The sequence below is a fragment of the Paenibacillus sp. 8b26 genome, assembly GCF_050626875.1.
Classification (GTDB): Bacteria; Bacillota; Bacilli; order Paenibacillales; family Paenibacillaceae; genus Paenibacillus.
The window spans coordinates 1,709,529-1,735,115 of sequence record NZ_CP192445.1; the positions used below are offsets into that span (position 1 = coordinate 1,709,529).

General features: G+C 44.4%; 27 protein-coding genes and 3 pseudogenes. 10 read left to right on the plus strand and 20 right to left on the minus strand.

Annotated features, from left to right (window positions below):
* Nucleotides 1–58: 58 nt before the first annotated feature.
* Complete coding sequence (locus tag ACQ4MX_RS07640) at nt 59–880, minus strand: carbohydrate ABC transporter permease (protein WP_149094501.1); 822 nt, start codon at nt 878–880, stop codon at nt 59–61.
* Complete coding sequence (locus tag ACQ4MX_RS07645) at nt 877–1,842, minus strand: carbohydrate ABC transporter permease (protein WP_431089990.1); 966 nt, start codon at nt 1,840–1,842, stop codon at nt 877–879. The genes ACQ4MX_RS07640 and ACQ4MX_RS07645 overlap by 4 nt, the downstream gene beginning before the upstream one ends.
* 152 nt (nt 1,843–1,994) lie before the next feature.
* Between ACQ4MX_RS07645 and ACQ4MX_RS07650 the strand changes: the two genes are divergently transcribed.
* A complete protein-coding gene (locus tag ACQ4MX_RS07650) occupies nt 1,995–2,198 on the plus strand; it encodes a hypothetical protein (RefSeq protein ID WP_431089991.1) in 204 nt (67 codons plus the stop codon).
* 117 nt (nt 2,199–2,315) lie between these two features.
* On the opposite strand, the gene ACQ4MX_RS07655 is transcribed toward ACQ4MX_RS07650, so the two are convergent.
* Nucleotides 2,316–2,711: a hypothetical protein gene (locus tag ACQ4MX_RS07655; RefSeq protein WP_431089992.1), complete on the minus strand. Its 396-nt coding sequence runs from the start codon at nt 2,709–2,711 to the stop codon at nt 2,316–2,318.
* 374 nt (nt 2,712–3,085) lie between these two features.
* Here ACQ4MX_RS07655 and ACQ4MX_RS07660 point away from each other — a divergent pair, with 374 nt between their 5' ends.
* The 5 genes from ACQ4MX_RS07660 (at nt 3,086) to ACQ4MX_RS07680 (ending at nt 7,753) form a co-directional block, all read left to right on the plus strand.
* Nucleotides 3,086–3,877 (plus strand): polysaccharide deacetylase family protein, encoded by a 792-nt coding sequence (locus ACQ4MX_RS07660; RefSeq protein WP_431091273.1) that lies wholly within the window; start codon nt 3,086–3,088, stop codon nt 3,875–3,877.
* Nucleotides 3,878–3,993: 116 nt separating this feature from the next.
* A complete protein-coding gene (locus ACQ4MX_RS07665; RefSeq protein WP_431089993.1) occupies nt 3,994–4,305 on the plus strand; it encodes a hypothetical protein in 312 nt (103 codons plus the stop codon).
* Between the two features lie 76 nt (nt 4,306–4,381).
* Nucleotides 4,382–5,026: a class F sortase gene (locus ACQ4MX_RS07670; protein ID WP_431089994.1), complete on the plus strand. Its 645-nt coding sequence runs from the start codon at nt 4,382–4,384 to the stop codon at nt 5,024–5,026.
* A 25-nt stretch (nt 5,027–5,051) separates the two neighbouring features.
* A complete protein-coding gene (locus tag ACQ4MX_RS07675; RefSeq protein WP_431089995.1) occupies nt 5,052–6,176 on the plus strand; it encodes an amidase domain-containing protein in 1,125 nt (374 codons plus the stop codon).
* 116 nt (nt 6,177–6,292) lie between these two features.
* On the plus strand, nt 6,293–7,753 hold the full coding sequence (locus ACQ4MX_RS07680) for an oligosaccharide flippase family protein (protein WP_431091274.1): 1,461 nt from the start codon (nt 6,293–6,295) through the stop codon (nt 7,751–7,753).
* An 82-nt stretch (nt 7,754–7,835) separates the two neighbouring features.
* On the opposite strand, the gene ACQ4MX_RS07685 is transcribed toward ACQ4MX_RS07680, so the two are convergent.
* Nucleotides 7,836–8,288 (minus strand): SRPBCC family protein, encoded by a 453-nt coding sequence (locus tag ACQ4MX_RS07685; protein WP_431089996.1) that lies wholly within the window; start codon nt 8,286–8,288, stop codon nt 7,836–7,838.
* Between the two features lie 465 nt (nt 8,289–8,753).
* The gene (locus ACQ4MX_RS07690) at nt 8,754–9,164 is read right to left on the minus strand and encodes a YmaF family protein (protein ID WP_044647861.1); all 411 of its coding nucleotides are present in this window, start codon (nt 9,162–9,164) and stop codon (nt 8,754–8,756) included.
* 192 nt (nt 9,165–9,356) lie between these two features.
* On the opposite strand from ACQ4MX_RS07690, the gene ACQ4MX_RS07695 reads away from it, so the two are divergent.
* Nucleotides 9,357–10,100: a stalk domain-containing protein gene (locus ACQ4MX_RS07695; protein ID WP_431089997.1), complete on the plus strand. Its 744-nt coding sequence runs from the start codon at nt 9,357–9,359 to the stop codon at nt 10,098–10,100.
* Between the two features lie 101 nt (nt 10,101–10,201).
* Here the strand turns inward: ACQ4MX_RS07695 and ACQ4MX_RS07700 are convergent, their stop codons facing one another.
* From ACQ4MX_RS07700 to ACQ4MX_RS07725, 6 genes are all read right to left on the minus strand, one after another.
* A complete protein-coding gene (locus ACQ4MX_RS07700) occupies nt 10,202–11,527 on the minus strand; it encodes a prolyl oligopeptidase family serine peptidase (RefSeq protein WP_431089998.1) in 1,326 nt (441 codons plus the stop codon).
* A 101-nt stretch (nt 11,528–11,628) separates the two neighbouring features.
* Nucleotides 11,629–12,510 (minus strand): AraC family transcriptional regulator, encoded by an 882-nt coding sequence (locus ACQ4MX_RS07705; protein WP_431089999.1) that lies wholly within the window; start codon nt 12,508–12,510, stop codon nt 11,629–11,631.
* A gap of 395 nt (nt 12,511–12,905) precedes the next feature.
* A complete protein-coding gene (locus tag ACQ4MX_RS07710) occupies nt 12,906–13,709 on the minus strand; it encodes a histidinol-phosphatase HisJ family protein (RefSeq protein ID WP_431090000.1) in 804 nt (267 codons plus the stop codon).
* A gap of 123 nt (nt 13,710–13,832) precedes the next feature.
* Entirely contained in the window at nt 13,833–14,201 is a 369-nt protein-coding gene (locus tag ACQ4MX_RS07715) for a hypothetical protein (protein WP_431090001.1), read from the minus strand.
* Between the two features lie 10 nt (nt 14,202–14,211).
* A complete protein-coding gene (locus ACQ4MX_RS07720) occupies nt 14,212–14,649 on the minus strand; it encodes a carbohydrate ABC transporter permease (RefSeq protein ID WP_431090002.1) in 438 nt (145 codons plus the stop codon).
* A 301-nt stretch (nt 14,650–14,950) separates the two neighbouring features.
* Entirely contained in the window at nt 14,951–15,427 is a 477-nt protein-coding gene (locus tag ACQ4MX_RS07725; RefSeq protein WP_134910765.1) for a hypothetical protein, read from the minus strand.
* A gap of 128 nt (nt 15,428–15,555) precedes the next feature.
* Here ACQ4MX_RS07725 and ACQ4MX_RS07730 point away from each other — a divergent pair, with 128 nt between their 5' ends.
* Nucleotides 15,556–15,777, plus strand: a complete 222-nt coding sequence (locus ACQ4MX_RS07730) for a hypothetical protein (protein ID WP_044647876.1) — start codon at nt 15,556–15,558, stop codon at nt 15,775–15,777.
* Between the two features lie 21 nt (nt 15,778–15,798).
* Here the strand turns inward: ACQ4MX_RS07730 and ACQ4MX_RS07735 are convergent.
* Nucleotides 15,799–16,033 (minus strand): annotated as a pseudogene (locus tag ACQ4MX_RS07735) (hypothetical protein).
* 427 nt (nt 16,034–16,460) lie between these two features.
* Nucleotides 16,461–17,057: pseudogene (locus tag ACQ4MX_RS07740) on the minus strand (glycosyltransferase family 2 protein); the annotation flags it as partial.
* On the opposite strand from ACQ4MX_RS07740, the pseudogene ACQ4MX_RS07745 reads away from it, so the two are divergent.
* Nucleotides 17,053–17,676 (plus strand): annotated as a pseudogene (locus ACQ4MX_RS07745) (site-specific integrase); the annotation flags it as partial. The pseudogenes ACQ4MX_RS07740 and ACQ4MX_RS07745 overlap by 5 nt on opposite strands.
* Before the next feature lie 80 nt (nt 17,677–17,756).
* On the opposite strand, the gene groL reads toward ACQ4MX_RS07745, so the two are convergent.
* The 7 genes from groL to ACQ4MX_RS07780 all read right to left on the minus strand — a co-directional run bounded on the left by groL (nt 17,757) and on the right by ACQ4MX_RS07780 (nt 23,231).
* The gene (gene groL, locus ACQ4MX_RS07750) at nt 17,757–19,388 is read right to left on the minus strand and encodes a chaperonin GroEL (RefSeq protein WP_431090003.1); all 1,632 of its coding nucleotides are present in this window, start codon (nt 19,386–19,388) and stop codon (nt 17,757–17,759) included.
* Between the two features lie 71 nt (nt 19,389–19,459).
* Nucleotides 19,460–19,741, minus strand: a complete 282-nt coding sequence (groES, locus tag ACQ4MX_RS07755; protein ID WP_025685233.1) for a co-chaperone GroES — start codon at nt 19,739–19,741, stop codon at nt 19,460–19,462.
* 399 nt (nt 19,742–20,140) lie between these two features.
* The gene (gene tatC / locus ACQ4MX_RS07760) at nt 20,141–20,911 is read right to left on the minus strand and encodes a twin-arginine translocase subunit TatC (RefSeq protein ID WP_431090004.1); all 771 of its coding nucleotides are present in this window, start codon (nt 20,909–20,911) and stop codon (nt 20,141–20,143) included.
* Nucleotides 20,912–21,023: 112 nt separating this feature from the next.
* Nucleotides 21,024–21,275 carry a twin-arginine translocase TatA/TatE family subunit gene (locus tag ACQ4MX_RS07765; RefSeq protein ID WP_044647881.1) on the minus strand — a complete coding sequence of 84 codons (252 nt, stop codon included), beginning with the start codon at nt 21,273–21,275 and terminating at the stop codon, nt 21,024–21,026.
* 179 nt (nt 21,276–21,454) lie between these two features.
* Entirely contained in the window at nt 21,455–21,937 is a 483-nt protein-coding gene (locus tag ACQ4MX_RS07770) for a MogA/MoaB family molybdenum cofactor biosynthesis protein (RefSeq protein ID WP_013309212.1), read from the minus strand.
* Between the two features lie 113 nt (nt 21,938–22,050).
* Complete coding sequence (gene moaC, locus ACQ4MX_RS07775; RefSeq protein ID WP_192510293.1) at nt 22,051–22,539, minus strand: cyclic pyranopterin monophosphate synthase MoaC; 489 nt, start codon at nt 22,537–22,539, stop codon at nt 22,051–22,053.
* 38 nt (nt 22,540–22,577) lie between these two features.
* Nucleotides 22,578–23,231, minus strand: a complete 654-nt coding sequence (locus tag ACQ4MX_RS07780; RefSeq protein ID WP_431091275.1) for a 5-formyltetrahydrofolate cyclo-ligase — start codon at nt 23,229–23,231, stop codon at nt 22,578–22,580.
* 269 nt (nt 23,232–23,500) lie between these two features.
* Here ACQ4MX_RS07780 and ACQ4MX_RS07785 point away from each other — a divergent pair, with 269 nt between their 5' ends.
* Complete coding sequence (locus ACQ4MX_RS07785) at nt 23,501–25,459, plus strand: ABC-F family ATP-binding cassette domain-containing protein (protein WP_431090005.1); 1,959 nt, start codon at nt 23,501–23,503, stop codon at nt 25,457–25,459.
* Nucleotides 25,460–25,587 lie beyond the last annotated feature (128 nt).

A 25,587-nucleotide genomic window follows, 5' to 3' on the forward strand; every position in this document is an offset into this window, starting at 1 on the left:
GTGATAAAGCTCTGTATATAGGCTGCTTGCGCAGGTGTTACTGTACTTGTGGGCTTGTTTAGCCTTTAAGCGCACCCGCTGCCATCCCGCGTACCAACTGCTTCAGACCAAAGATCAGGAGAAGCAGAGACGGTAAAATGACGAGGGCCGTACCCGCGAATACAAGATTCCATGAGGTAGATTCCTGAAATTCGAGCATGGAAATTCCGATCTGTACCGTACGCATATTCTCGCTGTTCGTGATCAACAACGGCCACAGGTACGAATTGTACATATTCAGGAACGAATACACAGCCAATGTTCCGAGCGCCGGGCGCGATAGCGGAAGCACATGGAACAAGAAGTAACGGACATGTCCGCACCCGTCCATACGAGCCGCCTCGAACAATTCCTTGGGAAGCTGGAGAAAAAATTGCCGCAGCAGGAACGTTCCGAATGCCGTCGCCAGAAATGGAACCGTCAGCCCTTGATAGGAATCCAGCCAATTCCAGCTACGTACGGTCAGATAGTTCGGAATAATGGTCACTTCCCACGGGATCATCATGGTAGCGACAAACATGCTGAATATGAAGTTCTTCCCCTTGAATTCCATTTTGGCAAAGGCATATGCCGCCAAGCTGGCTGTAATCAACTGACCGATCATCGTCAAGCCCGAAATGAGAAAGGTGTTACCGATGAATGCAGCAATCGGAACGATTTCAAACACCTCGGTAAAATTGGCCATATGAAAGGAATGTGGGAAAAAGCTTGGTGGATAGGCACTCGCTTCCTCTGGCGACATAACAGCCATAAAAAATGTATAAATGACCGGATATAAAATCAAAGCAGCCGCAATCGTAAGCAGCACATACAGCAGCGTTGAATTAAGATGTCGTTTCATTGGTAATGCACCTTTCTTTCCACCCATTTGAACTGGATCATCGTAAGCAACAGAATGACGACAAACAGTACAATCGCCTGTGCACTGCCCGCTCCGAATCGGAAATTAACGAAGGCTTCCTGATAAATGGAATACACAAACACATTCGTGCTGTTCACCGGACCGCCCTTGGTCAAAATGTTAATTTGAGCAAAGGACTGGAAAGCTCCAATGATGGATACTACGGTTACAAAGAAAATCGTTGGCGACAGCAGCGGCATGGAAATACGCCAAAACGTCACCAGCGGGCCTGCCCCGTCCATTTTGGCACTCTCATACATGTCATCTGGAATCCCTTGAAGTCCACTTGATAAAATAATGTAATTAAAGCCGAGATTCATCCAGATGGTCATGATCGCTACGGAGAACAATGCCCAATCCGGGCTGGTCAGCCACGGAACCGGATTGATATGTAACAGGGAAAGCACATAGTTGAACATCCCCAATGTCGGATGAAACAGAAATTTCCAAATGACCGCAGATGAACCGACAGACAACACCATCGGCAACGAAAAAGCGAACTGGAAGATGCGCATCCCTCGCAGCTTGCTATGTGTGAGTGCAGCCAGCACCAGCGCCAGTAGAATGCCTAGAGGCACCGTCAGCAGTGCAAACAGGAGAGTAACCTTGATTCCTTGCAGGAATTGACCTGAGCTGAAAAGCGTAGCAAAGTTGTCTAACCCAACATAAGCTGCAACATTTCCTGCCGGATCTGTAGAGTGCAAGCTGAGATAGACTGACTTGATCATCGGGTAAAACATAAATAAAGCAAACAAAATAAGTGATGGAGCCAAAAACGTATACGCCAGCGCGTTTTCGCGCAGTCTCTGAATTTTTAGCGAACCCGTGCGTATGCGGGCTTTAGACGAAGCCTGTTGCTGGCCCCTCGTCCCGAGTCCCAAAGATTTGTTAAGCTCACCCAAAACGGAGCGCCCCTTTCTTTTCAAACCAACCTCAGTAAGTGTATCGTTTCGATGTAAAGGGAACATCAAGCGGGCTGGAGCAAAATGTTAATGTTTCATGCCTTTGTAAAACCTGTCCCATCTGGATAGCTGCACAATGGCAGGTTCAAACGATGGATCATCATGTGCATGAAGGAAGGATCGTTCACATCGACCGGGATCACTTGTATTTGAGCGTTCCTCACCCGTACCACGCTCCTGCTCCAGGCACCCACGGTACCCATGGTACCCACACTCCGCATCGTTCCTATACCTACAGAAACGTCGTTTTGCCGCTGGTGCTGTACAATCTGCTGGTAGTAACACTGCTGAGCTAACGTTCGATCCATTCCGTCCCAAAACCAAAAAACCTCCAAATTCGTGAACAGCCGACTATCGGCTTATTACGAAGGTGGAGGTTTTACGTATTTATTTTACATTTTAAAAACGCAGGATTACATATGAAATGCATGATTACTTACATCTATACCCGATTCTTGACCCAGGGCAGCTATAAAATGCTCCAACGCATCTGCTTCCGGCAGGTACTTAAATACTTCACGTGCATTCCGGTTCATCAAAATAATATGTTCACTGGAACCCGCATCCAGCACATTCTTTTCCAGCCTGGTCGATGAAATATGGTGATAATTGATAAACTTAAGCCATGGAATGCCAAAAGTGGAAGAATAAAAAATCAGTCGTTTGGATGTCACCGCCAATATTCCACAACATGTCGTGTCCTGTAGGCTTTGTGGCACATCGTGCGTACACCAAATGCACGACCGGATGTGTTCGCCCGCCTCTAAGGTTTCGCTAATGGCTCGCAGCTCTTCTTCCTTTGTTTTCATCCCGTCTCATCTCCTGTTCGAAGCTGAGGAACGAGTCGCTTATTATGATGATCTCTGATAAGCTTCTGCGGCTTGTCCCGTCAACCTCATTCATTTTCAGCCAGATTAAGACTTTCACGAATCAGACAAAGACCTACCTCAACTGCTCATTGAAACAAGGATGGATATGTACAATTTAACATGGCTATGGGCAGTAATCAACAAGCAAACTACCACTCTTTCGGAGCATCATTTCAGTGTCAGAGCTATGCTGGAAGCTGTGTTGGACAGGAATAGGAGTGAATTTGAAGGAGATGATTTTCGGGAACGAGGAATGGTATACGCTCCTTCTTGGCAAGCTAATGCGAAAAACGTCAGAACGGAGAAGAAGCCTGATGAAATATAACCGATTACTGTCTGCAAGTATCGCTGTTTCCTTGTTCTGTGCCAGCCTATGCCCCACACCCTATACTAATACTGCACAAGCCGCATTGTATTCCTCCCCTGCTCCTACAAAGGGAAGAGCCTATTATGAAGAACGGGGCGACATTGTATGGGAAGTTCCTACCCAACGCAAGGTGATTGCCCTTACATTCGACGACGGACCAGATGAAAGCAAAACGCCCGCCATTCTGAATTTGCTCAAGCAATATGACGCCAAGGCGACTTTTTTTGTCGTTGGCAGCCGCGTAGAAAAACTCCCTGACATTGTGAAGCGGGAACGAAGAGAAGGCCATGAGATTGGAAACCATACCTTCCATCATCCATCCTTTCAGCATATTTCCCGTAACAAAGCTCTTTCCGAGATAGACCAAGGCCAGGCGAGCATCGTTCAAGCTACCGGTTCGGGAACCCATCTTTTTCGTCCGCCCGGCGGTTCATACACCGATACACTCGTGAAGATATCCAAAGAAAAAGGACAGAAAATGATTTTATGGTCCTGGCATCAGGACACCCTGGATTGGCGAAAACCCGGTGTACACCGGATCGTTAACAAGGTGCTTCGCAATGCCCGCAACGGCGACATCGTCCTCATGCACGATTATGTATATAAAAGTACACAAACCGTTGAAGCCTTAAAAATCATTTTGCCTGAGCTGAAAAAAAGAGGCTTTACCTTCGTCACTGTATCTGAATTGCTTGCCAATCGCGAGACACCCGAAGGACTGATTGAGGTCAATAAGTGAAGATCTGAAAAGAAATTTTAAGCCAATCCTTTCCTTTGAAATCATTGGCTACATAAAACCTTCTTCGTAAGGAAAATATATTAGTGAATTACCAACTACCTTAAGGAGGCAACACAATGAAAAAAGCAATATTGACTGTAGCGTCCCTAGCTGTATTTCTGTCAGCAGGATCGATGGTATCTGCGGCTGCACCCGCAACGGAAAAGCATGAGCACAAAATTCAACAACATAAGGTTAAGGCTCATGCCAAACATGAGCACAAAATCCACGCCAAGAGCAAACATGAGAAAACTCACAAGCTACATGCACGTGAAGCTACTCCTGCCAAAATCATTGGAGGAAAAAGCATTCATGCGAAAAGCATGAAAGCAAAGGCTACTAAATTACCAAAAACTGGATTTGGTGGCGCAAGCGAGCAAATGAATTAGGGAGGTTAAAAAGAGAGGGTTAGCTTGTAAACCCTCTCTCTTTCTTCATATGAACAATACATGGATCATTCGTATAGTGGTGCTATTGATTTTGCTGGGCGGTACGAGCTGTTCATCTTCGGCTGTACATCATCGTAACTCCACCCAAGCTCCGGCCAAGCCTGAAATTCAACAAATTAAAACGACGAAGCCTTTACAGGTTAAAAATAAACCTTTTCAAGGGATCGTTCCACATATACTCGATATTCCTGCGATTCGTATTCATTCGATTATAGAACCGGTAAGCTACTTAGAAAATGGTCAAATGGGCGTTCCAGGTAACACGAATCGAGTAGGTTATTTAGCTACCGGCATATTGCCAGGGGCGGCAGGTAATGCAATTATGGACGGTCATGTTGATACATACACGGGCCCGGCTGTTTTTTATCCTCTTAAAAAACTGAAAAAGGGGGATTTCGTGTATGTGACTGGTGATAACGGCTGTAAGATTCAGTTTGTTGTAGAGTCCGTCCAATTTTACTTAACCTCGGAAGCACCGATACAGACGATTTTTGGCCCTACGGAAGAACATCGTTTAAACTTGATTACCTGTGCAGGGCGTTATAGCCGAAGCAGGAAAGAACATGAGGGAAGACTGGTAGTTTACACCAAATTAGCACACATGAATTCAGCATGTGAGAAACTTACCGTTCAAGACAAGGAGCATTCCAAAACCAATTAACCATTTTCAAGGAGAATGAATAAATGTGCTTAGGATCGCAAAATTGCAACTGCTGTGCATAATCTTAATATGGATACCCGCTTACAGCTTCTCTTTAGTTCGTGCAGAAGCCGAGCCAGTAAACCAAGATGAGGTTATCCCATTTCTTCAAGAGCTGTTTGATGACCGTACCCGGTTGTTGATGGATCAAGATAAAACGCATATCGAGGACCATTATTTATTAAAGGATAAACGAAGCAACTACGCGTACCTTCATGAAATGAACAGAGCGGAATATATTCAGGAATGGGCCAAGCATCGAAAAATGAAATTCGTGAATGCAGAAAGCTCCATTCGGATAGCCCGTGCCGAAGTGTTGGGCGATACGGCAAAGGTGTCACTTGTTCAGTCCTTGAAACTGAGTTATGAATATATCGGCAGCTATCCCGGTCAGCATGATTTTGGAATTGGAACACGTCATGGCATTACACTGAGAAAAAAAGATAGCCGTTGGTACGTAGAACGTGAATGGTATTCAGACCCTCTGGAAGAAAATTCAAAAAAGATTGAAAGGTCCGATTTAAGCTTTATTCCTCATAAAGATCCGGTGCCATCAGAGAAAGTTACCCATAAGTACAACAGAGCCCGCGCCGTTGAATATGCTAACAAGTATGCAGGAATAACATGGGGAGCAGGAAATCGTCAGCGATATAATCAAAAATACCTGGATTATAACTCCAAAGGGGGCGACTGTACCAACTTCTCCTCCCAAGTTATCGGGGACAAGGAGGAAGGCGGAGGGCTGCCTATGAAATCTGGGTGGCATTACTTGTATGGCAACGGTGGAAGCCAAGCCTGGGTTCAAACTGACGCTTTTAAAAATTTTCTGATACGCTCCGGCTATGGAAGAATTATAGGACAAGGAAGCTTCTCCGATATTGTGCACTCGGTGAATGATCGGCAGCAGCACCTTAACAGACCACAGTTGCTGCCAGGTGATTTGATTGCTTACGTATTAAAAGGCGATGTAGACCACTTCTCCGTTGTTGTCGGATTTGATCAGGCTGGCTATCCTTTAGTCAACTCCCATACGGCAGACCGTTTCAGGGTGCCCTTTGACTTGGGATGGGATAGAAGCACCAAGTATTTGTTGATTCATATACAAGATTAAGCATCTTGAAACCGTTACACTTGTTCATATCCCGGAGGTTGCTGTCATAGGAATAAAGTGGACAGCTTCCAATGGGGTGAAAAAATTTGAAATTTCCTCTTATATTAAGACAAACCATGGTAAGAGCTAATGCGATGATCGTCGTGAAAGCCATAGGTTTGGTCGGAAAAGTATTCATGACACGGCTTGTTGGAGCTGAAGGAATGGGCCTCTACCAGCTAGCCTACTCCTTCTATAGCTTAATATTGATGATTATTTCCGGGGGATTGCCGACAGCATTGGGTATGTTTACAGCCAAGCATACGGCAAGAGGCTGGCGGTTGTTCAAAATTTTTTCAGTGTTCATGATCCTCACGGGATTGGTATGCAGTGTATTAACCTTTTGGTTCTCAACACCGATCGCTAATTTGCTCGGCTATCCACAGCTCGACTTTGTGATTCGATGCCTCTCCCCAGCTATACTAGCCGTTCCCTTGTTAAGTCTGCTGCGCGGATATTTGCAAGGGCTTGAAAGGTACACTGCAATTGCCCTTTCGGAAATCATAGAGCAAACCGCCCGGATCGGTACTTTAATGTTGCTGGTGCCACTATTTATTCAATCCGGCATCGAGTTTGCTGTAGGCGGAGCGGTACTGGGAACTTTTACAGGCGCATTGTTATCTTTTGCTGTGCTTACTGCTTTTTTTATGTATAACCGTCCCTCTGTAGCTTTATCCCCCCCATCAAGTCGAGCAGATTTACCTTTAGTGGTACAAGCTTCCTTTGCTATTGCGCTTACACGCTTGCTCATCCCTGCGTCCGATTTTATGGATGCGATCATCATCCCCCAACGATTACAAGTTGCCGGAGTTTCTTCCAAGGAAGCAGCGGAGATGTTCGGTATTGTCACTGGCATCGCCCTTGTCGTTGCTTATATGCCTACTTTGATTACAGGTGCATTAACACATACGCTCACTATGAAAATAACTTCGGATTGGCAAAATAAGAAATATAACGCTTTCTACAAAAAAAGCCATACTGCCATTCAGGTTGCATGGGTCTGGGGATTAGCCTCAGGTTTTTTCATTTTTGAATATGCCTCAGAAATCTCACTATTTGTTTTTGGTATACAAAATGCCGAAATCCCCATTAAATCGTTGGCTATGTTACCGTTACTCGTCGGATTGCGGGAAATCACAACCAGCGTCTTATGGGCACAAAATCGAAAGAAAACTCCCTTTATTGGCCTTTGCGCAGGTGTACTTGCCAATTTCATTATTCTTTACTCCATAGTTGCCATTCCCGAGTTCGGGTATACCGGCATGTCCCTGGGAATCATAACACTGGAGCTGATCGCAACAGGCTGGAATTTCAAAACGCTAAAGCTCTTCCAACGAGCCAAATCCCGTGCAGGCATTGTGCTATTGGTGGATATTCTCGTTTTTGAAGCCATTCTTATCGTGGTTACGCTGTGTTCCAAGGCGTTATCCTCATTGGGCTGGCCGGAGACGGTTCATATGATTGTAGAGGTACTACATTACTGCTTCTGGTGTGCTCTGTATTTGAAGGTACGATTAAAGAGCGTTTTCGAAGAGTAGCTAAAAAAGGAAATCAAGTAAAAAGGCCTCCCACAAGTTTATTGAACTCGTGAGACGCCTTTTTCTATTTCATTGTTAGCATTTAGCTATTTGTCATCATCCTTTTGTCGAGCTGCTCAAGTACCATCGGCCATGCCTGCTCGTGCTGATTCCTCGAATTTTCATCTGGAAAACCTGCGTGCGTTAAGCGAAGCTGTGTACCATTGCCGCTAAGTTCAAGCTCAACGGTGAGCACCGTTTCAGCCCCCTTAGTCCCCCCTTCCCCGGTAACCCAGGTCAGTTCGATCAGGCGATCCTGCTCAAGTCTTAGAAATCTCCCGTAATGTGGATGGCGATCCCCTTCAAAATGCGTTTCAAAAAAGAAGACCGTGTTCACCTTTCCCTCCATGAATACCGTCCCTGGGGCTGCAAACCAACGGTCAAACTGCTTCGTCCACGCTTGATACAACACATGAGGCGACGCCTCCATTTTTCGCTCCACTGTCAGATTATGCGGTCTTTGTGAAAGATCTGGCAAAGAAATAGGTAGTGTCATTTCATCTTCAATCCCTTCAGTCCAACAGCATTTTGAATCATGTCTACATTATTATAACCATAAAGATGTAAGATAAAAAAAGCCACTCAAATGAGTGATAGCTAATCATCATCTGGATTCTTTGCTGCTGCTTCAAGTATTTGGGCGCTTCCTCAAAAGACAGAGAAAGGTTGGAGCATCATTTTTACGTCTAATGTTTTTCTCGGATTACATTTTTTATTTTGGATTGAATCTTCTAGCAGATGGTCTGTCTGGAGGCGCGCTCTGAGATATAATGAGCCGTCTTATTTGCATGTAATCAAACCAAAGAAAAAAGGCTACTCAAAAGTTCAACGAACTCATGAGAGCCTCAAAAAAATCTGATCAGAGTTAACATCTCCTAACCCCTTGCTACAACAAGGGGCTTTGGCATTTTCACATCATGCCGTCCATGTTGTGCGATTGGTATATTGGAGGATGGGCTTTTCAAAACGATTGAGGTCGGCATTCTTCCTCATCTCCAGTACTTCCACCGTACTTATGAACGTGAGGAATTCTACCGTTTACTGTGGTACATCCTTCGAAGCGATGGTAATGACCGCCTCCTGGCAAGCGAATGGCTGGTCCTGTTGTTCCTCTAATAATGTGCTTATGTTGATCGTTAAATGATGTTTCCGCATAATAATGATGAACATGCGGAACACCACTTGGAGCCGGCTTTGTTACACCAGCGTAATGGTGGCAGTGTCCCACATCAAATGATGTAGTCCCTTTAAAAGGATGCACGTGATCATTATTAACTGGTCTACCGTCCCACGAAGTAATAAAAAGCCTATGCGAATGGTTGGAGTCGGAATCACCGGAATGTACAACAAAACCTGTTACTGGTATTTCCATCAGCAACCTCCTCTCTTCATCAACTGCTACATACTATGAAAGAGGTAGTGTAAATGCTCAATCTAAACGAAATATTGGCGTATTACCTAGATTTTTGTGAAATAGGGCTTACTTTAAGTTGATTTTCACTATAATGAATATTTTTCATTTGAGTGCAACATTTCATAAAGCTATTCCGTTTAGTAACTGGATTTGGGTAGCTTACATGCCTATAAAAAAGGAAATGTAATTATGGTACCACTGCGTGTAACAGCTAATTTTCTTAACTTCAAGGTGCAACTTGGAGATAAAAAAGGGACCGTGGTTTTAGATAATGGATTAGTAAAAACAACACTAACGATCGGTACAGATAATTACTACGTTCAAAGCAGCCATGCGATTGGTATGTCCGCCCCAACCAAATTAGGTGCTGCTCCTACAACTGTAAAAGGTAATGTATATGTTCCAGTAAAAATATACAATATTCTTTTCTCCAATCCTAAAACGGTTAACGTTACCCAACAAACCATTACTATTCATACACCACAAGAGGAAAATGTACAAATTCCGAATCCGCTTGTAGAATTTAAAACATTACAAGCTGCTGAAAAATCTGTAGGCTTTGCAACTTATGCACCTTCAATCCTTACTAATGAATACAAGCAAGATTTGATCCAAGTCATAAGCAATTCAATCGTTGAAGTTTTTTATAGCAATGGCAAAGATACCAATCGTTATAGAGTAGCGGAAGGCAGCGAGGATATTAGCGGAAATTATGAAATTTATAGTCAAGTCTCCAAAAAGGATATACATGGTACTGACATCACAATAAAGGAGAATAATAATGTAGTAAATCAAGCAGCATGGACGCAAAACAATAAAAGCTATTCCTTGTTCTTGGAATCTGGGGTATCCGTTCAAACCCTGGAAAAAATTCTGAAACAGTTGTCTGTATAAAAGTATTTATGAAGTAACTAGCCCCCCATCACTCTAACAAGCTGATGAGAGGCTCTACTGTTTAACGATAAATAACCTTTTTATTTACATAGCTATACCTTTCAGTCCAATGTTTTGGAGGCTAGCCATTGCATCATCGTTGTTTTCTTTCCGTTAATCACCTTCGATACTTCGTTGTTATACACGTAAATCCAGGACCAATGGCCATTGTATTCATACGGTGTGTTGTCGCTCTTCTTGTACAAGCCGGAAGTATCCACTACGTTGTCAAATAACGACATATGAACATCCTTTGCTCCGGCATTCACTAAACGGTTGTAGGTCGGAATCATATAATCGTTAGGCGGTACTATGGTGTCGGTTTTGGCGGCCACAAACCAGATCGGCAGATCCTTCATTTCGCTAATTTGTTCATCGGTTATAAGGCTATCCTTCAAGGCTTCACACACAACCATAGCTGCTGCAAAATAGTCTTTATAATCACGGATCATCAGCATAGTCATGTATCCGCCGTTGGAGTCTCCGCCAATATAGATTCGATCTGTATCAATGTCTTTGTTCTTGGCCACGTAGTCCTTAATTAAGGACATCAATGCTTGCTCATACTTCGAGGTTCCATCTCCAAAGCCTGTAAAACCATCCATCCAGTAGGTTGGGGTCTGAGGCGCCAACACATAAGCCCCGCTAAAATAGGATTGAATGTCCTTAGAAGCAAAATTTGCCGCTTTATTTCCAGAGATCGGAATCGTTGGATCTGTACCTCCCTCTCCCATACCGTGCAGCCAGATTACCAAAGGATTTTTCACTTTGTCTTTTGCCGGCGCATAGTCCGCATAGGTTAAAGTAACCCCGTCATAAGAAGCTTTGCCAGTTGTAAATTGATCAACAAGCTTCCGGATCTCACCTGAGGAAGTATCAATCTTCAAGCCGGAAATCGTTCCTGATTGGGTTTTAATAGCTTTTTGCTGCGTGATCGTGTATTTGTTATCATTCCATCCGTTAAACCCGGAGACTGCATCATAATGAATAGCGGAGCCTAATGTTATGGCCGGACCGATCTCCATTTCCAACACAACGTAGCTTCCGGTTTTCTTTACAGGATTGCCGTTTTTGTCCGATACATAGGCCTTGGTGATCTTCCGGTTGCCTTCCTCAAAAATGGGATTTACCAACCTGCTATCGCTTCTTTCTACATGCACCTTAAATGTATCCTTTGTTATCACATCTTTAGGTACCGGCTTACCCAGGTTAACAATGATCTTCGTAATGGTTGCTCCCCAATCCTTAACCTCCGCAACCGTCCGATATGAGGTGAGCTGTATCTTTGCATCCTTGGCCCATGCACCAGAGCTGAAAGCAAGGGTCGTACCGATAGCCAAAGTAAATATCATGGTTGTTTTAGCAGCCTTTTTAAACCGTTTAAACATGATGTCTTACCTCCCAGGTCCATTTATGAAACGCTTACATTCTTTATTTTAATGATTTCTTTTATTTGCATCCTGCCTTTTATTAACCTAATTAGGGTCAATTACTGGCTCCTGGCCCCGGAATACCCCTTATTCCCTTTCCGATATTGATGTGGTGTTACCTGATAAACCTTCTTAAATACCCTGGCAAAAGATTTCTCGTTCGGGAATCCGTGCTCCAACGCAATTTGAATGATGGAATGGTCCGTATTCATCAGAACACGAAAAGATCTCTCCAGACGGATGGCATTGATATATTGAAATAGGGTTACCCCTACATGCTTGACAAAAAAACGGGACAAATATTCGGGAGATAATCCAAAAACCTGGGCTATGGAATCCAGGGATAAGCTTTGATCGTAATTCTCTTGGATATAGTCGGTTATCAACGTCAGCCGCTCCAAATATTTATTGGAGTTAAAGCCACGGATAGATTCGTTGTCAATTTTAAAATGCTTTAATAAAAGATACACCAGTTTATAAGATAGCGACGTTAAATGGATATGTTCTAAAGGGTCATTATCCTGGTTGAGATAAGCCGCAAATAATGTGTTTAGCAGATCACGCAGCTCCGCAAATTGCTGCAATCTCTGCTCGTTGGTTTCAAAAATAGATATACAGTCAAATGAAATGGGATTACTGCTGTTAACATTTTCTCTAATAAATCCAGAAGGAATCAGAACGGTTATAGCCTCTCTTCCTTTTCCCTTAGCCACAGCAAAGGAATGAATAGCATTCGAATTGATGAGTACAATATCCCCTTCTTTGGAGCTATAATTCGCGCCATCAATGTAGATATTGTCGATTCTTCCTGAAAGCACATAGGATATTTCTACGCTGTCGTGCCAATGTCTAGGTATGTATGCTGGTTCATTTGAGGAATGAACTATAATTTTTAACGGAAAATGATTGTCTGCCTGGACCATTTCATATTTGTACTCCAAGTTTGTCGCCCCTCTCAGATGTGAACATAGTAATATAGAAGAAAATGGCTTCAGCAGAATGCCGAAACCACTTATATTTAACCTTTCTCTTTCTATAAATAAAAAAACCTAAGTACAACAAAATACATAAGATCCTTGGATCTTAACATTTTGTTCCTTAGGTTTTGCCTGCGTAACAGTAACAATCCTAGTGCTATTCATTTAACTAAGCTAAGTATATAGTGGGTTAAAATTTATGTCAACGCTTTCACACCTCAAAATAGAACATTCGCTCTTATTATATACAAACATACGTTCTGTATTGAACACATAAAAAACGCTGGTGCTAATTGCCAGAGTTCTCCTGTCCATCTTAACAACAACTACTGCCATTACATTGACAGTGGTTGTCATTACTATATGGACACCAAATACGGCGCTCTTCTCTTAAATTGCACTACCTCTTGAATGCCTAGGCCATGCAGCAGCTCTATCGCTTCCGCAAAGCCTTGCTCAACATCCCCTACTTGATGTGCATCCGAACCAATGGATACCGCTCTGCCGCCTAAATTCACATACATATCGAGAATATACGGATGAGGATGAATCCCGCCTTGTCGATATAGTCCTGTCGTATTCAGCTCAAGCACCTTTTCCTTCTCGATGATTAGCTTCAAAATATCATACAAAACAGGTTTGCAAGCCACAATATCTTCTTCATCAACTGGATAAGTCGTATATCTCGTAACATAATCCAAATGGGCAACGATATCATAATTATCCATCTGGTCGACAGTCTCTCTTACCTGCATAAAATAGTGTTTAAGCCTTTGCTGGATGGGCAGATCATGATAAGCCTTTTCGGAAAAGTCAAGATAACCATCATTATGCGCAGAAAGCAAAATGACGTCAAACTCGCGCTGAGCCAAATATTCGTTTATGACGTCTTTATAGTCGCTTCGAAAGCCAACCTCGATGCCTTTGCGAATCTCCACAGGATAACGCAGTAATAGCTCTTCCACTTCTCTATGGTAGCTCTTCCAGTCAATATGAACATCCTGCTTGAAATATTTGCAATCATACTCTAAGTGGTCTGTCGTAACGATAGCAGGCTTCCCCAGTGCGAGCGCATATCGCACAAGCTCCTCCAGCGTTGAGTTGGAGTCAGGCGAATAGGAGGAATGCACATGCTGATCGATTAAGAGATTGGGTATTGTCATCCTTTACTCCTTCTATTTCTATTGAAACTGCAAAAGATTGCGTCCGTCGTCTGTCATATCAAACAGATGGAATTTATTCGGCTTTATGCCGATGGAGACCGTCTCGCACCGTCTCGCGCTCCTTTAGCAGTTTCTCGGCGTAATGCCTGGAAATGAGCGCATCAGGAACAGGAACTTCATTGCTCCCAGCTTTCCTTTGAAATCGAGCCTGGAGAATGCATATGCGGCAGGTACGGCAATAAAAATTTCAATCACCACAATAAGAAACGAATAGACTAATGTATTTAGAACAATAGGCCAGATCGCCGGCAGGTTTACCCCCGCATACTCGACAGGTTCTTTGACAAAATTGAAGTTCTCCAGTGAGAATTGGCCCGTCGTGCTATTAAAGGTTGCCGAGAGAAAATACCATATAATCATTCCAACGATAGGCATGGTGAATAACAGCAGATATGTGTGCACGAGCAGCTTTTTTACAGTAGTTGTCGACATCTTGGCCCTCCTAATCTTCAATGCGTGATGGCTTGATCATTTCATCGAAATCAAACAGCCTCAGCAGCCATAATGTCAAAATAAGCGAGATCAGAACTACCACAAGAGAAAGAGCTGCACCGTAGCCATAATATTTTAAATTAAAGGCCTGCTGATACGCATATAAAGATAACGTTGTCGTGTCTCGCATAGGCCCGCCATTGGTCAGTAGCAAGATGAAGAAATAGGAGGACACAAAACCGATAAGGTCGGATATCGTAATATACATTAACGGCCATTTTAATGAAGGAAGGATAATTTTAGTGATGACCGATTTTTCACTTGCTCCATCTACTTTGGCAGCCTTATACAAATCTTCAGGTATGGAGCTAATTGCAGCCGATAACAGAATCATGCCGCCTGAAGTTGTAGATACAATGGTAGCAATGATCACGACACGTTTGCGCATGGAGAATGCCTACTTAAAAAAGTTGAATGCCTTAGTTCAAAGCAAGGAAAAATCACAAAGCAAGACAAAGTGAAAGTCATTTTTGAAATAAGGCTGAATTACCCCGTTACGGCTCTGCTGTGACTGTATCATTTTGTCTCGTAATCCATATTATACTACATATATCATCTATTGAGAGGTCTTTTTTTGGTATATTCGCCACACACTCCGGTCAAAAATAAAAAAACTCTGCCGACCAATTAGGTTAGCAGAGCTTTTAGTTTAAGGAAAATCTACACCATTCATCTTATTGTTGAATAACCTATAAAAGCAACATTAGAGCCTTAGTAACCCACCAAGCAGCAGTTTCATTTCCGGTAACTTGCAAAGCACCTGCATATATTGCATCTTCAATAGCTCCAGTAAAGTTATCAACAACACCAAGAATCTGTAAGAACCCCTCTACTCCAATGAAAGCTTTCACAGAGGCCGGAAGCTTATCATATCCTGCTTTTAAAGCTTTTACTGCCCAACTCAATTTCCCTTGTGTTTGATACTCTCCACGGTCTTCTTTATTTTGGATGGCTTTAATAAAATCATTTTTTTCCTGCTCAGACAAATTGAAATATTCGGCGATACCTTCGATATCTTGTAATTCAGATTCACTAAGAGAATCCTTAGCACTACTAGAAACACTACTAGAGTCTGTAGAAGGCAATGCGTACATTGAGGCTGGTACCGCAATCACACCTGATAGTAAAGTTGCGGCCATTAGTGAGGTTATCCATACTTTTTTCATCACTTCAACTCCTCATTGTTTTTTATATGCATTTACCATTGATGTAATAGTTACTCTAGTTATGGTAAACTATAGTTGATTTTATGACAAGTTCTATTTTGATTAATTATTTTTTCAGGAGGTATTTGGTGAAAAACATTTGGAGATTTATCATCGCGCTGCTCATCGGCAACATTATCGGGAATCTAACATACGGAAGGTTAGAATTTTTTCAATACAACACAGGAACTGGATTTTTCACATTAGAAAACCTCATTAAGTTTATTATCGACTATGGTTTGGCTGTGATTATTGCATTAATCATATACATCTTGATTGGAAAAGTTTTTACGAGAAGTGATCAGGAATAAACCAAAAGGACTCCTTACTGGTTATAAACCAGCAGAGTCCTTTTTCACATCTACTCTAAATTCAAATTGCTTACGAAACAAGTAAAGATCCGTTAATCTTAACTGCATCAGGCAAAAACTTTTCTACGGGGCCTCCATAGTCTACAACTTCCACCATATCATCACCCAATGGCTGGACAACATATACTCTTACCTGGCTTAACCCAGCTGCAAACAGTTCGATATTCGACTTTAACACTTTATATGTATGGTTGATGCTGATCACCTCGTTAGTTCATTCGATGAATGGTTTGAGAAATCCTTGATGAAATATTCCCCCGCCGACAAAACCCAATGAACGCATAGGCTATTGCCAAATGCGTTCATTGGGCTCTACTTTTTACCATCCTTAAAAAATGAGTCAAGTCAAGTGAAGTAGTATTATTCAACAATTCTTTTCACGAAATTAAATCCAACACGCTTTAGTAATTATGACCAACAGGATAAAGAGCACCAAAATTGCCCCCGTCGATGTGAAAGGACAAAAATGTTTGGCTTTATGCTCATGTCCACATTCACTCACATGAACTCCTCCTTTTTTTTAGATACTGTATACAGTATGTGTCCTTGAAGAAATTGACAGGGCTAAGCGGCAATTCGTAAAAAAAACCCTTTGACGTATGCCAGCGGGGTACGAGGATACTTTACGATCGCTTGCTAATATCTTTGTTAATATGGGATATGCACCGTGAAAAAGGCATGTTTAATAGCTCCTGATTATAAACCAAATACTTACTGTTTTGGCCCAGCACCCAGTTTGCAAATCCTAAAGCTTTAGCGTAACTATTATAATCGTAGGGATTAATTTTAAACTCAAGAATATCCAGCATAATTTGATTCTCTTCATCAGATAATTCCAAGCCTATCTGGCTAAACTGTCTTTGTCGGATTCTCCGGGCGGTGGCGTCTTGTATTACTTTGTGCTGATTGGACACTTGTCCATTATGTTGACGATAATACAGCAAGTTTATAGGAAGGTTCGCCATTTGTACTTGAGAAGCTAATCGGTTCCACAACTCATAGTCTTCGGCGCGGGGATAATTACTATCATATTGAATGCCTAGCCGATGGATCATACTATTACGTATTATTGTAGCAGGATGGCAGATACAGCAATGAAATAACAACCATGTTTTAATTTCGTCATGGCTGGCCGGATTCACCTTCATTACTCCTTCATTAGAAGTAGTAAAAGCAGCACCGCATACATCAATCAATGGATTTTGATCCATAAATGATATTGAGCGTTTTTATCTTCTCGCCTTTTCTGGCATGCGTTCAGGGGAACTATGTGCCTTAAAATGGACGGATATTAATTTTGAAACGAATGAAATTCGAGTGACCAAGACTTTATATAATGAGCAAAATAATATGAAGCTATATAAACTCACTCCACCTAAAACTAAAGGATCTATCCGCACTTTCGACTTGGACAAAACCATTATGAACTTGCTTGCCGATTATAGAAATAGACAGCAAAAAATAGTTCAGGAAAACAGAAAAATGTACCCTGATTATCATGACAAGGATTTCGTATTCTGTCGTGACAATGGATATCCATTCATCCAAAAAAATATCTTGATTAGAATGGATAGAATCTTAAAGAAAACATCAATCAAAAAAGAAGCCACTCCCCATATCTTCAGACACACCCACATAAGCATGCTCTCAGAGGCTGGAGTAGACCTAAAAACGATTATGAAGCGTGTGGGACATGATGACACGGAAACAACTCTAAAGATCTACACACACGTCACAGATAAGATGAAAAAGGATGCAAATGAGAAAATAAGAATTCACTTTGCAGATATATTGAACTTCAATTTCACGAAAGATAATCTCCCTTTGCAAGAAATGTGATTTTTTCGTGATTTTATAGAAAAAGGCTCCCTCTCGGGAGCCTTATAAATAGCGGTATTACAGGGTTTTCAGGCCCTTTCTTACATCATGCCGCCCATTCCACCCATGCCGCCCATATCAGGCATTCCGCCTGCTTTTTCTGGTTCTGGCTTGTCAGCGATAACTGCTTCGGTAGTCAGGAACATAGCTGCTACGGAAGCAGCGTTTTGCAGTGCATAACGAGTTACTTTTGCAGGGTCAACGATACCAGCGTCGATCATGTTTACCCAGTCGCCAGTAGCTGCGTTAAAGCCTACGCCAACTTTTTCGCGTTTCAGACGCTCAACGATTACAGAGCCTTCTTCACCCGCGTTAGCAGCGATCGTGCGGATTGGAGCTTCCAGAGCGCGCAATACGATGTTCACGCCTGTTTGCTCGTCGCCTTGCAGTTCAACGGCTGCAACAGCGCTGTATACGTTCAGGAGCGCTACACCACCACCGGATACGATACCTTCTTCAACCGCAGCACGGGTTGCGTTCAGGGCATCTTCGATGCGCAGTTTGCGTTCTTTCAATTCTGTTTCAGTAGCCGCACCGACTTTGATAACCGCTACGCCGCCGGACAATTTAGCCAGACGCTCTTGCAGTTTCTCTTTGTCGAACTCGGAAGTCGTTTCTTCCAGTTGTGTACGGATCTGGCTAACACGAGCGTCGATGTCGGCTTTGTTACCAGCACCGTCAACCACAATCGTATTTTCCTTCGTAATACGCACTTGACGTGCTGTACCCAGTTGGTCTACGGAAGCAGTTTTCAGGTCCAGACCCAGTTCTTCCGTGATCACTTGACCACCTGTCAGGGCAGCGATATCTTGCAGCATTGCTTTGCGACGGTCACCAAAGCCTGGAGCTTTAACAGCTACAGCGTTGAATGTACCACGCAGTTTGTTAACAACGAGCATAGCCAGCGCTTCGCCTTCGATGTCTTCAGCGATCAGCACGAGCGGCTTGCCTTGTTGTACGATTTTCTCAAGCAAAGGCAAAATTTCTTGTGTGTTCGTGATTTTTTTGTCTGTGATCAGGATATATGGATTGTCCAGCACAGCTTCCATTTTGTCCGTATCTGTAATCATGTACGGGGAAATGTAGCCACGGTCAAACTGCATACCTTCAACCACTTCCAGCTCAGTTGCAAAACCGCGGGATTCTTCAACTGTGATCACACCGTCTTTTCCCACTTTTTCCATAGCTTCAGCGATCAGTTCGCCTACTTCGTCGTCAGCAGCGGAAATACCGGCTACTTGTGCAATGGATTGTTTGCTTTCGATTGGCTTGGAGATCGCTTGCAGTTCAGCAACAGCTGCTTTAACCGCTTTGTCGATCCCTTTACGGATACCGATCGGGCTTGCACCAGCAGTTACGTTTTTCAAACCTTCTGTGATGAGGGCTTGAGCCAAAACAGTAGCGGTTGTCGTACCGTCACCAGCTACATCGTTGGTTTTGGTTGCTACTTCTTTAACCAGTTGAGCGCCCATGTTTTCGAACGCGTCTTCCAATTCGATTTCTTTTGCAATCGTTACACCGTCATTTGTGATGAGCGGACTACCGAATTTTTTCTCCAGTACAACGTTACGGCCTTTCGGTCCGAGTGTTACTTTAACAGCGTTAGCCAATGCATCTACCCCACGAAGCATGGAGCGACGAGCGTCTTCACTAAATTTAATGTCTTTTGCCATTTGCGATAAACCTCCCATGGATTATGAATGATTTGTTCGATTCCTATATTCAGGTCTTGTCCGGATTCCGGTTAACCAATGATCGCGTGGATATCGCTTTCTTTCATAATCAAATATTCTTTACCTTCATATTTGATTTCCGTCCCAGCGTATTTAGAGAAGATTACACGGTCGCCTTCTTTTACTTCCAGAGGAATGCGGGCACCGTCTTTCAATGCGCCTGCGCCAACCGCGATAATTTTGCCTTCTTGCGGCTTTTCCTTAGCAGAGTCAGGAAGTACGATTCCAAAGGAAGTCGTTTGCTCTTGCTCAATTGCTTCCACCAATACGCGTTCACCCAAAGGTTTGATCATGAAAAAATAGCCTCCTTATTAAGTGTTTTATTCCGTTATACGGTTGTTATGTTGTATGTATTAGCACTCGACACTCGTCAGTGCTAACAACCAACTTTATGATACTCAACTTGAGATTGAATTTCAAGTCCCTGATGTATTTTTTATGGGAATTTTTATGGACGGCCCTTCTCGATTATATCCATCTGTCCTAAAAATAACCGTTATCTCAGGCTAATGGTTATTTTTAGGGCAGCTATGCTGCTATTTTTTATGATCTGTTTTCAAGACAGCTAAGCTGCTTTTCATGATCTACAAATGGTTATGATCTGCCAATCCCTGATCTTCATGGTCTGCAAGTTGCCATGTAGCTCCAGAACCCTGAGATACCGTTTTGCACGGAAACTCGGGTTCTACCTGTTACCGCTCCGGTGCTACACGCAGTTGTGCCTCCCGTTCTTCGTCTGCACGCAGTTGCCTGCGGTACACCACTGCCGACATATACACACTCACTTCATACAGCACCAGTAACGGGATCGCCACCAGAAAGTCGGAGATAAAATCCGGGGGAGTTATGACGACAGCAACAAAGACAAGCAGAAAATAAGAAATTTTGCGCCATTTGCGAAGCCTCATCGGAGTGAGTACCCGAATCCCCGTCAGGAACATGATGAGTAGCGGCAATTCAAACAACAGAGCCACAGGTAACACAATATTAAACATAAAGGTGAAGTATTGAGCGATACCGTACGTTTCATGCAGTCCCATGCTTTTGGTGACAGACGACGTAAACTGAATCGCCATCGGGAAAACAATAAAATATGCAAAAGCTGCACCAACCACGAACAACAGCAGCACATAAGGCACATACCGCAAAGTCGCATTTCGTTCTTGCGGTCGCAAACCGGGGCTAACAAACTTCCACAACTGGTAGCATGCAAACGGCAGAGCCACCGCAATCCCGATCAACATGGCGATCTTCATGTAGATACCTATTCCGTCCCAGAAGGAAAATGCATTCAACTGAAAAGCCTGCGCCGAACCGGAGCGAATAAGCCAGTCATAGACAGGACCTGCGGCGAACAAACCACCAGCCAGTGCCAGAACAAATACAATCAGCACATAAATAATTCTGCGCCGTAGCTCGCCCAGATGCTCCATTAGCGGCATTTCATGCTCTGGTTGGGTCAAACTCGCTCCTCCTTTCTGGATCGGACGCAGCTGCGCCTCCTAAAAAATAAAGCCCTTCCCTGGAGAAGAGGCTCTTCTTGAAATTGTAAAAGGCATCAAAAATGAAATTAACCTAAGATAACCGTTTATCCTCCGGCTGGGGCTGCACTTCTGAAGCCGACGTCTGGGATGCTTTGACCGCACTATCCTTACTGTCTTTGTGTTCAGTCCGTTGGTCTTCAGACAAAATGTCACGTGCTCCGTTTTTAAACTCACGGAATGTACGCCCCACAGCGCGACCCAGCTCAGGCAGCTTGTTCGGGCCGAATAGCAGCAACGCCAGAATGATTAACAAAATATAACCCGGTGCTCCAATATTAGGCATGTGTGGTAACCCTCCTTATGTTGACGGGCAAAATTACAAACAAGAACCAGCATCTGGTGCACAGACGCAGAAACAACCATGGAGACCATGCTTGTCCGTTGTATGTTTCTTGTATAGCTAGCCCGCATACAGTCATGTAAATTCTTACGGATATCATACCACACTCGACGTGCTGCCTTCTACCGGAACTGACCTGTCACCATGAGAAGCGCCTCTGGCAACTGATCCATAATAGCCGCCAAATTTTCATGCACGCCCTTGGGCGTTCCCGGCAGATTCACGATCAGCGTACGCCCCCGGATCCCTACGATTCCACGAAAAAGCATGGCCGCCGGATTTTTCTGCATCACAATCATACGCATCGCTTCCGCCATGCCGGGCACTTCCCGTTCCACGACCCGCCGAGTCGCCTCGGGTGTCACATCACGGATTGCCAGCTCTGTTCCACCCGTCGTCAGTACCAGGTCTGCATGAAAATAATCGGTCATTTCGATTAAAGCCGCAATAATTTCATCCGGTTCATCGGGAACGATCCGGTACTCCACAATCTCTCCGCCCAGCTCTTCTTCGATGAGTTCCCGGATGACCTGTGCGCTTGTATCCTCACGCTCTCCCCTCGCCCCTTTATCACTGGCTGTCAGGATCGCCGTTTTCCACACCATAAGATCACCCTTCTCCTATCATGAAAGAATACTTTCTCTTCAGAAAATCAGAAACAGCCACGCTGCATCCTCCATCACATCACAGTACCCTCTCGGCGACATGTATGTCTATTTCAGGGTTCCTGGTGGTCTTCCCTTTGGAAATCCCCATGCTTGCCACCTGTTTTCGATTGCAGCATGGTAGGACCGATGATCATATCTTTTTGCAGCGCCTTGCACATATCATACACGGTTAACGCTGCGGCTGAAGCTGCTGTCAAAGCTTCCATTTCCACACCTGTCTTACCCTCGGTCTTCACTTCCGCTTCAATATGAAGCACATCATGTCCATTATCGGAAAACGTAATATTCACGCCCGTCAGGGCCAGCGGATGGCACATCGGAATCCAGTCCGACGTTTTTTTCGCGCCTTGAATCCCGGCGACCTGGGCCACAGCAAGTACATCACCCTTGCCGATCCTACCCTCTTTCACAGCCGTGAGCGTAGCGGGATTCATCGTAATCCGCGACACGGCGACTGCTGTACGAACCGTGGACGCTTTGCCCGAAATATCCACCATACGAGCTCGTCCCTGTTCATTAAAATGAGTAAAGGAATCCACGACTCCCTCACAGCTCCTTTCACATGCCAAACTTCACTTCATTCACCATTTGTCAATTTTGCATAATCACAATCTAAGCGTCCATCCAGAGTAAACAGCACGTCCACTCGCAAATCCCTTGGCTCCATGGGCACCTGTGTCAACAATTGTCCCGGCAGCAGCAGCGAGACATAAAGCGGATCTACGTGACTGTTGTTACGCTTCTCTGCCTCTACCTGTACGGTAAAGCGGTCATAATAGCCTCCGCCGTAGCCAATCCTGCCCCCACGACGATCAAAGGCCAAGCCAGGCACAACAACCCAGTCAATTCCCGTCCACATTTCAGGCGACCATTCCTTGCATGTCGAAGCAGGCTCAGGGATGTTCCAGATTCCGGGTACAATATCTCCGTACTGATCCATCTCCCTCAGCTCCATAGTCCGAGTTACCGGATCCACTCTTGGGGCCAGGACACGATCTCCCTGTGACCAGCAATGCTCAATGAGGGGAGTCGTCGAAATCTCGCTGCCAAAAGAGAGATAACTAAATAATGTTAGCTTATCTCCGTTTCTGTCTATTCTAAGCTGCTCCCATGCCTCGATTGCATGCCGACAGGCCACAGCCGATGCCTTCTGCCTTGTCAGCGGGTCCATGGAGTCACGCGCTTCCCGTTGCTGCAAACGCAGCGCGTTCTTCACATTACAGACATCCATCACATCCGCCCTCCCACAATCGTCGATAATCTTTAAAACGTTGCTATTGTCCCATTTGTCAGTAAGTGCTGTACTTTGCAAGCTTTTTTCATTTTTTTTCAGTTCTCGTTTAAGTTTATCATTGTTTATACAAATTGACTACACGCGGCTCTAGGGTTTACAGGGTGATAGCAGTGCATTAGTGGGTATTTTCATGTAAACTGGAAGGAAGACACCCTGCGGAGGAAGCGGGGAAAACTGCGCATAATGTAATGGAGGAACGATACGCGATGCTATTGCAAGTAACCGGAATTACAAAATCCTATGGAATTGAGCCCGTTCTGGACGGGATTAACCTTCAAATATTGGAACGTGAACGCATTGGACTGGTAGGTGTGAATGGAGCGGGCAAATCGACATTGCTCAAAATCATCGCTGGTGAAATATCATACGACAGTGGACAAATTTTTAAAGCGAAGGAGACCAGCATTGGTTATTTGGCGCAAAATAGCGGCTTGAATTCCGACCGATCCATCTGGGCGGAAATGATGCTCGTATTCACTCCGCTAATCGAAGCAGAGCGGGAACTACGGCAGCTGGAGCAGGAAATCGCCGACCCCGCCAATGCGCAGAACGAGAAGCGCTATGCAGATCTGCTGGAAAGATATGCGAGAAGGTCGGACTGGTTCAAGGATCACGGCGGATATGAAATGGAAACCCGGATTCGCAGTGTGCTTCATGGCATGGGCTTTGGCTCGTTTGCACCGGAAACGCCTGTATCCACACTGAGTGGTGGACAGAAAACACGTCTCGCGCTGGCCCGTATCCTGCTGCTCGCCCCAGATGTACTCATGCTCGATGAGCCGACCAACTATCTGGACATTCAAACACTGACCTGGCTGGAAGATTATTTGCGCGGCTATTCCGGCTCGCTGCTGGTCGTATCCCATGACCGTTATTTTCTCGACAGACTGGTGACCACCATTATTGAAATCGAGCGTCATCGTTCGACCCGGTATACAGGTAACTACAGTCGATATATGGAGCTAAAAGCTGCCGAGTACGAAACCAATCTCAAGCACTATGAAAAGCAGCAAGGGGAAATTGCCCGTCTGGAGGCATTCGTACAACGTAATATCGTGCGGGCTTCCACCACCAAACGCGCCCAGAGCCGCCGCAAGCAGCTGGAGAAAATGGATCGAATGGATCGCCCGATGGGAGATCTGAAAAAAGCCCATTTTTCCTTTGAAACAGCTTATATGTCGGGAAAGGAAGTGCTGGAGGTACGTGACCTCTCCGTGGCCTATGAAGGTAAAAAACCGTTATTTCAGCATGCATCCTTCGACTTAAAACGTGGCGATACCGTTGCGCTGATTGGTCCGAACGGAATCGGAAAATCGACGCTGCTCAAATGCCTGACCGGAACGTTAAAGCCTGCTGCCGGGTCGATTCACTGGGGCACGAAAATCAAAATCGGCCTATATGATCAGGAGCAAACGAACCTGAACCCGGCCAATACGGTGCTGGAGGAGCTATGGAGTGAGTACCCCCATATGGAGGAGGCACGAATTCGTACAGTGCTGGGTAACTTCCTGTTCAGTGGTGACGATGTACTGAAAAAGGTAGCTACTTTAAGCGGCGGTGAAAAAGCTCGCGTCTCTCTCGCCAAGCTGATGCTGCTCGAAGCTAATATGCTGATTCTCGATGAGCCTACCAACCATCTTGACCTGTTCAGTAGAGAAGTGCTAGAAGCTGCCCTAATCGACTATGACGGCACGCTGCTGTTCATCTCCCATGACCGTTATTTCCTTAACAAAATGGCGGAACGTGTCATTGAGCTTCATCCTGGCGGAATAGAACATTTCTTGGGGAATTATGATGACTATGTAGACAAAAAGCAGGAGCTGGAGGAAATTGCGCAGGAAGCTCTGGAGGCCAGTCAGGCAACACGCAGCAAAGCATCGTCTGTATCCGCAACGGTCGAGACAACACCCAAAACAGGTGCAGCAGCCTATGCCGCAGATAAACAAGCCAAGAGTGAGGAACGCAGTCGCCAGCGCAAGCTGGAGACACTGGAAAATCAAATCAAAGAGCTGGAAGAACAAATTACCGGGCTGGAGGAGCAAATGACTCTGCCAGAGGTTTATCAGGATTACACGGCGCTGCAGGATATTCAAGCACAACTTGACGCACGCAAGCAGGAATTGGCAGCAACCTACGCTTCTTGGGAGGAACTGTTAGAGGAGTAAGACCTGCTTCACAATTATGGACTTAAAAATTTCACATTTGCCCCATCCGTCTTTTTATACACAAAGATATCCACAGAATATGTGCATGGAATGTATTGAAAAATGGCCTTTGGGGCCATTTTTTTATT